This is a genomic window from Rhizobium sp. SRDI969, assembly GCF_025152725.1.
GTDB lineage: Bacteria > Pseudomonadota > Alphaproteobacteria > Rhizobiales > Rhizobiaceae > Rhizobium > Rhizobium leguminosarum_I.
This window is the reverse complement of sequence record NZ_CP104035.1, coordinates 3,436,165-3,448,157: the sequence shown is the minus strand read 5'-3', so window position 1 is coordinate 3,448,157 and position 11,993 is coordinate 3,436,165. Positions and strand designations below refer to the sequence as shown.

Annotated in this window: 11 protein-coding genes; 5 read left to right on the top strand and 6 right to left on the bottom strand. The window is 61.2% G+C overall.

All coding sequences use genetic code 11. From position 1 onward, the window contains the following. Window positions 1-39: 39 nt before the first annotated feature. Window positions 40-741, bottom strand: coding sequence for a sugar transferase (locus N2A41_RS17220; protein ID WP_017965906.1), 702 nt, complete (start codon window positions 739-741; stop codon window positions 40-42). 473 nt (window positions 742-1,214) lie between these two features. Between N2A41_RS17220 and N2A41_RS17215 the strand changes: the two genes are divergently transcribed. From N2A41_RS17215 to N2A41_RS17195, 5 genes are all read left to right on the top strand, one after another. Continuing rightward, on the top strand, window positions 1,215-1,952 hold the full coding sequence (locus N2A41_RS17215) for a Crp/Fnr family transcriptional regulator (protein WP_026154330.1): 738 nt from the start codon (window positions 1,215-1,217) through the stop codon (window positions 1,950-1,952). Continuing rightward, a complete protein-coding gene (locus tag N2A41_RS17210; RefSeq protein WP_260109322.1) occupies window positions 1,952-3,298 on the top strand; it encodes a glycosyltransferase family 4 protein in 1,347 nt (448 codons plus the stop codon). Before N2A41_RS17215 ends, N2A41_RS17210 begins: the two co-directional genes overlap by 1 nt. Continuing rightward, window positions 3,295-4,539, top strand: coding sequence for a glycosyltransferase family 4 protein (locus tag N2A41_RS17205; protein WP_260109321.1), 1,245 nt, complete (start codon window positions 3,295-3,297; stop codon window positions 4,537-4,539). The genes N2A41_RS17210 and N2A41_RS17205 overlap by 4 nt, the downstream gene beginning before the upstream one ends. 78 nt (window positions 4,540-4,617) lie before the next feature. Then, window positions 4,618-6,099 (top strand): lipopolysaccharide biosynthesis protein, encoded by a 1,482-nt coding sequence (locus tag N2A41_RS17200; protein WP_170278803.1) that lies wholly within the window; start codon window positions 4,618-4,620, stop codon window positions 6,097-6,099. A gap of 50 nt (window positions 6,100-6,149) precedes the next feature. Then, window positions 6,150-6,977 (top strand): glycoside hydrolase family 16 protein, encoded by an 828-nt coding sequence (locus N2A41_RS17195; RefSeq protein WP_260109320.1) that lies wholly within the window; start codon window positions 6,150-6,152, stop codon window positions 6,975-6,977. A gap of 197 nt (window positions 6,978-7,174) precedes the next feature. On the opposite strand, the gene N2A41_RS17190 is transcribed toward N2A41_RS17195, so the two are convergent. Genes N2A41_RS17190 through N2A41_RS17170 form a run of 5 tightly spaced genes read right to left on the bottom strand, consistent with a single transcriptional unit; the run spans window position 7,175 to window position 11,923 of the window. Further along, the gene (locus tag N2A41_RS17190) at window positions 7,175-8,248 is read right to left on the bottom strand and encodes an ABC transporter ATP-binding protein (protein ID WP_260109319.1); all 1,074 of its coding nucleotides are present in this window, start codon (window positions 8,246-8,248) and stop codon (window positions 7,175-7,177) included. Further along, entirely contained in the window at window positions 8,245-9,174 is a 930-nt protein-coding gene (locus N2A41_RS17185) for a PfkB family carbohydrate kinase (RefSeq protein WP_260109318.1), read from the bottom strand. The genes N2A41_RS17190 and N2A41_RS17185 overlap by 4 nt, the downstream gene beginning before the upstream one ends. Next, complete coding sequence (locus tag N2A41_RS17180) at window positions 9,175-10,197, bottom strand: SIS domain-containing protein (RefSeq protein ID WP_222386819.1); 1,023 nt, start codon at window positions 10,195-10,197, stop codon at window positions 9,175-9,177. Then, on the bottom strand, window positions 10,194-11,039 hold the full coding sequence (locus N2A41_RS17175) for a carbohydrate ABC transporter permease (RefSeq protein WP_222386818.1): 846 nt from the start codon (window positions 11,037-11,039) through the stop codon (window positions 10,194-10,196). The genes N2A41_RS17180 and N2A41_RS17175 overlap by 4 nt, the downstream gene beginning before the upstream one ends. Further along, on the bottom strand, window positions 11,039-11,923 hold the full coding sequence (locus tag N2A41_RS17170) for a carbohydrate ABC transporter permease (protein WP_260109317.1): 885 nt from the start codon (window positions 11,921-11,923) through the stop codon (window positions 11,039-11,041). Before N2A41_RS17170 ends, N2A41_RS17175 begins: the two co-directional genes overlap by 1 nt. Between the last annotated feature and the right edge of the window lie 70 nt (window positions 11,924-11,993).

The window sequence follows — 11,993 nt, the reverse complement described above, 5'->3', positions numbered from 1 at the left end:
TTCCGATTTCACGCATGGTCGGCAGCTTCCCCTGAATGCTCAGTAAGAGCCGCGCTGCGAAAACAGAGCGGGAATGGTCTTGGCAATGATGACGAAGTCCCGACCGAGCGACCAGTTGGCGAGATAGTGAACGTCGAGGGAAACCCGGTACTCATAACTGACATCGTTGCGCCCGCTGGTCTGCCAGTGACCGGTCAGGCCCGGGCGGACGGCCATGTAGGCCCAAATATGCTCGCCGTAGCGCGGCAATTCCTCGGCGGTGATCGGCCGGGGGCCGACAAGGCTCATGTCGCCACGCACGATATTGATCAGCTGGGGGAGTTCGTCGATGCTCGACCGCCTCAGGATCTCGCCGACGGCTGTAACCCTCGGATCGTCCTTCAGCTTGCGTGTCTCTTCCCATTCGCTTCGCGCAGCCGGGTTGTTTTGCAGCAATTCGGCAAGCTGAGCACTCGCATCGGTCTTCATCGTGCGAAACTTGAGGCACCCGAACGGCGCTCCGCCGACGCCGATACGCGTATGGGAATAGAAGACCGGGCCGCGGTCGCTCATCTTCACGATTATTGCGACGATCAACAGAAGCGGGGAAAGGAGGATCAGCGCCGTGATTGCGATGAAAAGGTCTATCGCGCGCTTCGACGATCTGCCTGCGGCACGAGGCCGGGACGAATGGAGATCGCCGTCTTTCGCGGACCGTCCGACACGCGACCAGGCCTCGAAACTATGTGCTTCCCATGTCATCGATGGTCTCCAAAACATTCCGATTAAGAACCGTTCAAAGTTTGCTGCGCCGCACTCTGGTTGTCTGTTACCAAGGTCATAATCCTTAATAAATTGTTTATGCTACTAACGGGCAATGGAGAGTTTGGATTACATCATGACGGCGTTCTTTTCATTTCAAACGACAATCTAAGCTAATTCGGGACGATTATCTTCTGATGCTTATTTATCAGTTCTGATATCACCATTTCGATTATTGCTGTTTTTAATTCAGTAAGCCATTTTAATAGGCAGTCATATTCGATCAAACGGCGGTTTTTTGGCTCCACTGAGGTTTTGAATTCAGTTCGTGATGTATATTTTGTTTTGAATCTAAGTAGATGCTTTATCTTTACGTCAAATTTCGCTGATGTTATTTGACTCTCATATTAAGGCAATATAAATGATGCAGCGCAGCATTTTCTATGGTTATTCGAGTATTCGGAGTTATGCGCATGGATGGGGCGACACACACATCAGATCGCAGGGCCGGCATCGGCAAGCCGGCGATATCGGCTAACGGCAGCATTCATCTCAACAGCCGCATCGTCATCGACGACGAATTTCTTTCCTGCCGGTCGAGCGTCCGGCGGTTCCGGCGCGGCGAAGTCATCGCCGGAGCCGGCGTCCTTGTCGATACCTTCGCGCGCGTCCATTCGGGGGTGGTCAGCGCCAGTACGATGCTGCCCGACGGCAGGGAATTCATCGTCGAGATTATTCCGAAATCGGGCCTCATCGGCGAACTCGAGGTCCTGCGTAGGCAGACGTTGAGTCTCGAATACCGCGCCGGTTCCAACTGCGAACTGCATTTCTTCGAAGGCCGGCTGCTGCGCGATATGTACGCCAGCGATCCAAGCTTTCGCGAAAAGGTTTTCTCCAGGGCACTGGCGCGTATTTCAGAGCTTGAACTCCGGATCATTGCCAATGCGGCGTCGAGCCTGCAGTCGAGGCTGGCCAGCACGCTGCTGCGGCTCTCCGCTGTTTATGGAAAAGATGCGGCAAATAGCGGCGACGAACTAATCATCTCGCAAAATGACCTGGCCGCGACGCTGCCGGCGTCCCGCGAGAAGGTCAATCAATGCTTGCGGCGCCTGCGGGAAAACAAGATCATCGACGGCGGGCAGGGCAAGATCCGCATTCTCAACCGCAAGGCGCTGGAGGCCTGTGCCAACGGCGCGGTTTCGGTGAAGTGATGCGCCCATCGCTTCCCGAGGCTCTCCGATCCGCAGCAAGCGTCGGCCGTTTTCCCGGCCCAGGCACGACAAAGATCGATCGCGTGGTCATCATCGACGACTATTCGGTGGCCAGAGGCGGCGCGACGGCGCTGGCGGTGCTGTCCGCTAAGCTTTTTCGGGGGCTCGACATCCCCGTGACCTATATTTGCGGGGATGACGCCGCCAATGTGGAGCTTGTCGCGCTCGGGGTTTCGATGGTCGGTCTGAACAGCCGCGACCTGCTCAGCGCCGAGCGTGCGAAGGCTTTCGTGACCGGCATTCACAACGGCGCCGCCGTCCGTATGGTGGCGAACTGGATTGCCGCAAACGACACCGCCAATACCGTCTACCATGTCCATGGCTGGCACCAGATCCTGTCTCCGGCAATTTTCAGAGCACTGGCGCCGGTCGCCGGACGATGCGTGGTTCACGCGCATGATTTCTTTACCGCCTGCCCCAACGGCGCCTTCTTCGACTATCAGGCACAGGAAATCTGCCTTCGACGCCCGCTCGGCGGAAGCTGCATTGCGACGGCTTGCGACAAGAGAAGTTATTCCCACAAATTGTGGCGGGTCGCCCGCGGCTCCAATATCCTACGGCTGCTGAAGGATCAGGCCGATTTCGGCCGAATCATCCTGCTGCACGAGAAGATGGCTGGTTTTCTCGTCGGCGCCGGATATCGGCCCGAACGCCTGACGACGATCCGCAATCCCGTTGCTCCGCTATCCATCAATCGCATCGAGGCGGAGGCCAACGACGAATTCGTGTTCATCGGGAGGCTGGATGAGGAGAAGGGCATAGAGGACGCCGTGGCCGCCACGCGCAAAGCCGGCGTCCGGCTCTGCGTGATCGGGGACGGGCCGCTGATGCCGCTGGTCGCAGCTTCAGGAAATCACGTCAGGGCCGTCGGCTGGCAGTCGCATGCGGAGATCGGCCCGATCATCCGCAAGGCGCGCGCACTGTTGATGCCGTCGCGCTATCCCGAGCCGTTCGGTCTCGTCGCTATCGAAGCGGCCAGGAGCGGTCTGCCGGTCATCATGTCGCGCAGCGCCTTTCTCGCCGAGGAAATGCAAAGAGCCGGCATGGCGCTTGCCTGCGATACGGCTGACGAAAGCGCCTTTGCCGATACTTTGACGAGATTCAGCCAGATGCCGAGACATGAGGTCCGCGCCATGAGCGAGCGGGCTTTCCGGCTGTCGCCGGATCTCGCCTCGACACACGAGGAATGGCGCGCCGCGCTTCTTGCCGAATACCAGAGCCTGATTTCGGCGAATGCGGTTCCCGAGCTGACAGACGGTGTGGTGATACAAGGAGTATTGAGTTGACTCTCAAAGCAACAACCTCTCTTCCCGACGCGAGGGCATTTCTCGGCGATGCGCCTGTCATGGCGAAAAGACGTGTCACTGATGCCGGAGGTGCGAGCGACGCAAAGCAGCTTCGTGTCGCCATCGTGCATTATTGGCTCGTTTCGATGCGCGGCGGCGAGAAAGTCGTCGAAGAGCTGTGCCGCATGTTTCCGCAGGCCGACATCTTCACCCTCGTCTGCAACCGGGATCGCATCAGCGATTTTTTGAAGACGCGGAACATCCGCACCTCCTTCCTGCAGAGGATCCCCGGCGCGCAGCGGCACTATACCAAGATGCTGCCGCTGATGCCCTTCGCGCTCGAGCAGTTCGATCTGCAGGACTACGATCTCGTGCTGTCGAGCGAATCCGGACCCGCCAAGGGCATCATCACGCGCGCCGACGCGCTGCATGTCTGCTACTGCCACTCGCCGATGCGCTACATCTGGGATCAGTTCCATGTCTACCGTCATGGCCTGCCCTGGGTTGGGCGCGCTTTGATGTCGATCACCGCGCCCATGCTGCGCGCCTGGGACGTGACGACGTCCTCGCGAGTCGATGTGTTCGTCGCCAATTCCGACTATGTCGCAAGCCGCATCCGCCGCTTCTACGACCGGGAATCCGTCGTCATCCATCCGCCCGTTGCGACGGACGATTTTGCGGTGGGGAAGGGAAAAGGCGAATTCTATCTCTATGCGGGTCAACTGACCACATATAAGCGGCCGGATATCGCCGTTCGCGCCTGCACCGAGGCCGGGCGGAAGCTGGTCGTGATCGGCGAGGGAGAACAATTGGCTTATCTGAAGTCGATCGCCGGACCGACCGTTGAGTTTCTCGGCCACCAGCCCTTCAACATTCTGCGCGACCACCTGTCGCGATGCCGCGCGCTGTTGTTTCCGGGCACGGAGGATTTCGGTATCCTTCCGGTGGAAGCCATGGCATCCGGGCGGCCGGTCCTGGCTTTCGACGCTGGCGGCGCCAGAGAAACCGTTTCCTCGCCGCAGGTCGGTTTTCGCTTTGCGCAACAGACCACCGAAGCTCTGTTGGAAACGATGGCGGCGTTCGAAGAGGTGGAGGGCGATATCGATCCGCATGCCATCCGCGCGCACTCGCTGAAATTCTCTTCCACCGTGTTCCGCGACCGTCTGTCCAGCCTGATCGAACAACAACTGTCCACCCATGGCGACCGATCCGCCGAGGTCTTCAGAAGACGGCCGGGCTGACGGAAAAGGACGGAGCTGCCTGTTTGCCGCTGCCACCGAAACCGTCTCAATCCGTCGACGAGGAATAGAAGATAGATCATGTCAAGCGTATCTCAGAAGACGGCGACGGCGAGTATCTGGACAATCGGCGGAAAATTCCTGGCGCGACTGCTCGATTTCGTCAGCCTCCTGGTCCTCGCAAGGCTTTTGAGCCCGGCGGATTTCGGCCTTGTCGCTATCGCGACCTCGGTTCTGGTCATCGTCGAGACAATCCTGGACCTGCCGCTGACGCAGGCCCTGATGCGCCAGCCGTCGCCTTCTGACGATATGTTTGCCACGGCCCTTACCCTCAGCCTGCTTCGAGGCGTGGCCATCAGCATACTGATGATGATCATTTCCTGGCCAATGGCTCTGATCTACGACGATTCCCGGCTTTTCTCGCTTGTCGCCGTGCTCTCCATCGCGCCTGCGATGCGCAGTGTGATCAGCCCACGCATGGTTCTGTTCATGCAACGGTTCGATTTCAAACGCGAGTTCGCACTCGATCTCATCACCAAGGGTTCGACACTGCTGTTCGGTGTCGGGGTGGCGGTCGCGACCGGCAGCTATTGGGGACTGGCGATCGGCGCGGTTGCAGGCCCGACCGCCGCGGCGATCACCTCCTATGTCTTTGCGCCGATGCGACCGAGGTTCAGCCTTTCCGAGTGGAAGCACTTTCAGGACATGATCAGCTGGAACACCGTGTCGCAGGTGCTGAGTTCGATCAACTGGCAACTGGACCGGCTGCTTTTGCCACGCTTTACCGGCTTGTCGACGTTCGGCGCCTTCAGCGTCGCCGACAATATTGCCGGTATTCCATACCAGACCTTTGTTGGGCCATTGTTGCGCCCGCTGATGGCGGCATTCTCGACCGTCGATGACCGTCGTAATCTGATCACTGCCTATCTGAAGGCGACGAACGCGATCACCTTCGTGGCCGCGCCCATCCTCATCATGCTGGCGCTTCTTGCCGAGCCGGCCGTACGGATCATCGTTGGCGAGAAATGGGCATCCGCCGCGCCGATTCTGCAATGGCTGTGCATCGTCAGTCTGCTCGGTCTGCCGACGAATATGATGCCGCCATTGGCCATGGTCCTGAATAAGACCCGTTATCTCGCTCTCCGGATGTTTGCCGAGTTCGCCGTCAGGGTTCCGGTCACCGTCCTGGGCATCGTCTATTTTCAGGTGGCAGGAGCATTGGGCGCGCGGATCGTGGCGGTGCTTGTCGCCTATGCCGCATCGCTTATCATCACGCGGCGGCTGATCGGCGCGACGTTTGCCGCTCAGTTGAACGCTTTTTTGCGGCCTCTGTCCGCGAGCTTGCCGATGATCGCTTTCCTGCTGTGGATGGCGCCGATGCTCGCCGCCATGCCTGTCGGCCTAAACCTTGTCGTCGGCCTGGCGCTTTGCGGCGGGGCAGCAGTCGCGATCTTCTGGGCCTTCGCGCTGTTGCTGTGGCAGGTTGTCGGAAGGCCAGACGGCATCGAGACCATCGTCGTCCAAAGGCTCATGCCGCGACGAAACGGGGTTCTCACCTTTTGATCGAGATAAGTGTAGTCCAACGATTGGTTTGGCGTTTTCGGAGGAGCAGGATGCGTTACGGGATATCTTCTAAGGCTCTGGGTTTGCTCATTGTTCTCGGCCTGGGGGCGTTGCCCGGGCAGCCCAGCGTGGCTCAGCAACCACTCAATATCAATGCGTACCAGCTAACGTTCGAGGAAAGTTTCGACAGTCTGGACGTCTCGGCTTGGGGGGAGAGAAGCTCCCGCTGGATCGCCCATACGCCCTGGAACGGCGATTTCGGTGACGCCAGGTTCACAGACCCAGCGCCGGGCTTTCCGTTTACCACCGATCAGGGAATTCTGAAGATCGAAGCGCGCAAGGAGGCCGATGGAACTTGGCGCTCGGGCCTGTTGTCGTCGGTGAACCCGAAAGGCGAAGGCTTCTCGCAGCAATTTGGCTATTTCGAAGCACGGATGAAGCTGCCGCCGGGCAAGGGTGTCTGGCCGGCCTTCTGGCTCATCGGGCTTGACCGGTCGAAATACACCGCCGAGATCGACGTCCTGGAATATTATGGACGCGCGCCCTACGAATTCAGCATGGGCTTTCATATCTGGCGTCAGAGCCAGGGCGGCCAGAACACGACCGGCGGCCATTGGCAAACCGTTCAGGACGGAATTTTGAACAGCGAATACCACACTTACGGCGTCGATATCCAAGCTGACAAGACGAGCTTCTATCTCGACCGTCAGTTCATCTGGAGTTTCGATACGCCGAAGGAGTTCCACATGCCGTTCTATCCGCTGGTGAACCTGGCGCTCGGCTCGGGTTGGCCGATCGATGAAACGCCGAACCCTTCCATCCTGCTCGTCGACTATATTCACGTCTACCAGCTGAAGCCGACTGACGCAGCGAATTGAACAACTGACTGGAAAACCGTTCGGTCGCTAAAGCGCGTTGCGATCTTTCAGAGTCGCTCCTCGCGCTTTAGGTCCTAGTTTTTACGCATGTCGTTATCGTAAAACCGCTCACACTTTTCGGACCACATCATGCTCTAACTATACAATGTATAACAGGATTCAGATTTTAGGCCGATCCGGCCTAAAATCATCCTGTACTAACGGCCGCAGCTGAGACCGGTTTCCGGGTCGAAGAGGTGCATTGCCTCCTCGTCGAAAAAGAGAGTGAGCTTTTCGTTGTCGCGGATTGGCGTTCGCGGCGGCAGGCAGGCCATCAGGCGCTGATTTCCGGCAAGGGCAGTGACGACGAGTTCCGGGCCGGTCAGCTCTGCGACCTCAAGGGTTGCCTCGATCGATGGGCCGGTGCCGTCCGTGCGAAGCGCCTCGGGACGGATGCCGAGGATAAGCTCGCGGCCATTGCCGACCGCTTCTCGGAAACGGGCGTGCAGGGGCAGGATCGCATCGGAGCCTGAAAGCGCCAGGCGACCGTCACGCGCCGTCGCCTTCAGCAGGTTCATCGGCGGCGCGCCGACGAAGGTGGCGACATAGAGCGTCGCCGGATGGTTGTAGATCTCCTCCGGCGTGCCCAGCTGCTCGATGCGGCCGTCGCGCATGACGGCGATGCGGCTTGCAAGGGTCATTGCCTCGATCTGGTCATGGGTGACATAGACGACCGTGGTTTTCAGCATCTGATGCAGCCGCTTGATTTCGGTGCGCATCTCCATGCGCAGCTTGGCGTCGAGGTTGGAGAGAGGTTCGTCGAAAAGGAATACCTCCGGCTTGCGCACCAGCGCGCGGCCGATCGCGACGCGCTGGCGCTGGCCGCCGGAAAGCTGGCTCGGCTTGCGGTCGAGGAGGTTTTCGATTTGCAGGAGCTTTGCGGCATCGTGCACGGCCATGTCGCGCTCCGGCGTCGGCACCTTGCGCATTTCCAGGCCGAAGCCGATGTTCCGGTGCACCGTCAGATTGGGATAGAGCGCGTAGGATTGAAAGACCATGGCGATATCGCGGTCCTTCGGATGTACGCTAAGCACGGAGCGGCCGCCGATCCTGACATCGCCGCTCGTCGCCTCGGCAAGGCCGGCGATGATGTTCAGCAGCGTGGACTTGCCGCAGCCGGAGGAGCCGAGCAGCACCAAGAACTCGCCGCTTTCCAATGAGATGTCGATGCCTTTCAACGTCTCGACGTCGCCGTAGGTCTTGCGGATGTTCTGAATTTCGAGCGCGCTCATCGCACAGGCTCCTCAGGAGATGACGGGCCGCCATAATTGCGGGGAAGGGTGGAGATGGCGCGCGAGGCGACTGCGGTTCCCGCCTCCAGGCAGGACATCAGCGACTCATCGCTCGCAAGCGCGGCGAGGAAGGCGGCGTTGAAGACATCGCCGGCGCCGATCGTATCGACGACCTCGACAGCGGGTGCCGCCACCGAAACCAACAGGCCGTCCGGCCCGATCGCGAGAGCGCCGTCCGGGCCGCGCTTGACGACGATGATTGCGGCCTCCGGCATATGTGACCTGATGTGGCAGGCCGCCTCGATCGGATCGGCGATGCCGGCAAGCGTCGTCGATTCGACCTCGTTCAGCAGCGCAATACCGCTGCGGGAGAGCCATGCGCGTGTCGCCGCGCAATTCTCGTCTGTCCAGCCGTCGAGCGGCCAGCCGGTATCGAGCGCGACGGTGATGCCGTGGCTGTCGGCCCAGTCGAAGAAGGCGTCATAATCCGCTGTCAGGTCGTCGGTCAGGAACGAGCCGCAGAGTAGGGCGTAACCGCCGCTGAGGCGAGTGCCGTCGAGGGCCGCAAAGACGTCTGCCAGACTGAAGCGCGGCAGATGGCCCCTCGTCGTGAAGAAGGTGCGCTCGCCGTCCGGATGGGTAATGCCGACGGAGAGCGTCGTTTTCTCAGGACGGACCTGCCACTTGTCGGAACGGTGGCCGAAGGCTTCGCTCAGCCAGCGGCCGAACTGGTCGCTGCCGACATTGGCGGCGATCCCGAATTCGACGCCAAGCGCTTGCCAGGCGAGCGCGCTGTTGCCGGCGGCTCCGCCGACCCGCAACTCGTCATGATCGACGATGATTTCCGTCCCGGCCTTCGGCCAGGGGGCGGCCGGTCCAAGGATCAGGTCGATGTTGACGTTGCCGATGACTGCAAGCGGCCGCATTCATTCGCTCCGGGTGATCTTCGTGGAGCGGACTGGCGTTCCGGCATTCTCCACGCGAGCATCGGCAAAGGCGATCATCAGCCGCTGGGCGACCGGCAGCATGGCGAAGATCGCGGCAAGACCGGTTGCAGGCGCAAAGCGGATGGTCACCGCGCCGGCGACCGGCGCTTCGCCCGAGGCGTCGAACAGGATGACCGGGGCGCCGGTCTCGACGGCGGATGCCGCCATTGCGGTGACCAGGCCGGCCGTTTCGTCCATGCCGCGGAAGAGCACGACACCGATCTCCGATCCCAGCATCTCCATCGGTCCGTGGCGCAACTGGCCACCTTCAAGCGAGAAGCAGGGACGGCGCGACAGCTCGGTCAATCCGAGCGCGAGCGCCTCGGCAACTCCCTGCAGCCGGCGGCCTGAGGTGACGACGGTCGCGACGTTTTCGAGTGCCGAGAGGGCGGCGGTGATGTCACGGTCTTCCGGCGTCTTGAGGGCGGCAAGTGCGGCGTCGGGATTTTCGCCGAGGGCGGCGAGGATGGCCAGATGCAGAGCGAAGGTCACCGTCAAGCTGCGGGTGGCGGCGAAGGCTAGCTCGGTGCCGCCGGTGCCGGCCAGCGACGGGGCGGTTCTTGCGAGGAAGGAACCGCCTTCGAGCGTCAGGCCGAAGGTCTCTTCCGTGCCGCCGGTCTCGTCGAACCAGCGCAGGACTTCGGCGCTTTCGCCGGATTGCGAGGTGACGAAGATCGTCCTGCCGGCGATCGGCAGCGGCTGGCCAAGCTGCTCGGACAGTGGCAGGGCGATGGCATCGATGCCGTAGGCCCGGTAGAGCGGCTCGACGGCGCGATTGACGGCATGCGAGCCGCCCATGCCGATGAGCAGCAGCCTGCCGGTCTTTTTCAGCGAGACGGCGGCCCTTGCCGCCATCGGCTGGGCGGCTTCATAGGAGGCGATCGCATCGGCATGCTGGCGCGCCATTTCGCGATCGATCGCGGCAAGTCCGGCCGGCCGGGTTCTTTCTGCTGTCATGTTCATCCCTTGACGCCGCCGCTGGTGAGCCCCGAAATCAGGGCGCGTTGCATGACAAGACCGATCAGCACCGGGGGCAGGGCGGCGAGCACGCCTGCCGTCGCAATCAGTCCGTAATCGGAAACGCGGCCGCCGGCGAGATCGGCAATGGCGACAGTCAGCGTCTTGGCGCGCTGGTCCGAGGTGAAGAGCAGCGCATAGAAGAATTCATCCCAGGCAAGCAGGAAAGCAAAGAGGCTTGACGTCGCGACCACAGGGGCTGCCAGCGGCAGCGTGATGATGCGCAGCGTCTGGAACAGGCCGGCACCATCGATCATCGCGGCGGATTCGATCTCGCGCGGGATGGAATCGAAACCCGATTTCATCAGCCAAGTGGTGAAAGGCGCCAGAATGGTGAGATAGACGAGAGCGAGGCCGAAGACGTTGTTCAGCAATCCGAGATGGGACAGGCCCATATAGAGCGGCACGGCGAGCGCCACCGGCGGCAACATATAGGTGGCGATCACCATCGACAGCGACCATCCCACCGAAGGCGTGCGCGACACAGCCCAGCCGGCCGGAATGGCGAGTGCGATGGCGGCGATCGTCGCCATGCCCGCCACTTCGATGCTGTTTCGCAGCGACGAGGTGAAGGCGGCGCCGGCGCTGTTTTCGAGCGTCGAGAGCAGCACGCCGTAGCGAGAGAAATCCGCCGTCTGCGGCCACCAGCGCAGCGGCTTTGCCGCAAGGTCGGCGGCCGGCGAGATGCTCATAATGAACAACCATAGGATCGGCGCCAGGATAACGGCGGCGAGCAGCAATGCGCAGAGGTGAATGAAGGTGGAAAAGAGCGGGCTCTGGCGTTCCATCAGGCCACACTCCCCGCCGCCCTGCGCACCAGAGCGGCGTAGCCGGCAGCAAGCAGCGTCACCAGCAGCGTGACGATCAATGCCAGCGAGGCGCCGGAGCCTGCCCGCTGGAAGGAGAAGGCTTCCTGATAGACGAGGATCGACAGCGTGCGCGTGCTGTTGGCCGGGCCGCCGCGGGTCATGACCCAGATGATGTCGAACACTTTGAAGGCCTCGATCGTGCGCAGCACCAGCGCCACCATCAAGGGGCCGGCAAGATAGGGCAGAACGACGAAGCGGAAGCGGGCGAAAGCGCCGGCGCCGTCGACGAGCGAGGCGGCAGTGATGTCGCGCGGCACGGCCTGGAGTGCGGCCAGCGCGATCAGCGCCACCAGGGGGAAATTCTTCCAACAGTCGGCGACGATGAGGGCTGCCAGCGCCGTGCCCGGTTCGCCGAGCCAGGAGCGGTAGGCCTCCAGCAGGCCAAGTTGGGTCAGCGCGGCGTTCAGAGCGCCGTATTCCGGATTGTAGATCAGCCGCCAGAGCGTGGCGTTGACGACGGTTGGCAGCGCCCAGGGTAGGATCATCAGCGCACGAAGTGCGGTGCGGCCACGAAACTGCTGGTTCAGCAGCAAGGCTGCCAGAACGCCGATTACCATTTCGGCGGCGACCGAAACGATCGCGAACCATGCGGTGGTGATGAGCGTGCGCTGGAAATTCGAGCCGGAGATCATGTTCGCGTAGTTGTCGATGCCGACGAAGTTCCCTTCCGTGCCGACGAGCTTGGCATCGGTGAAGGAGAGGCCGACGGTATCGATCAGAGGCCAGCCAATGACTGATATCATGACCACGAGAAGCGGCAGCATCAAAAGCCACGCGCGGGTTGTCAGCCAAGTGCCCGACATCAAGGCGACCCTTCTTCATTACAGGTTTTGGAGACCGGGCGACGGCCGGCGCCGCCCGGGTTTTCATGGC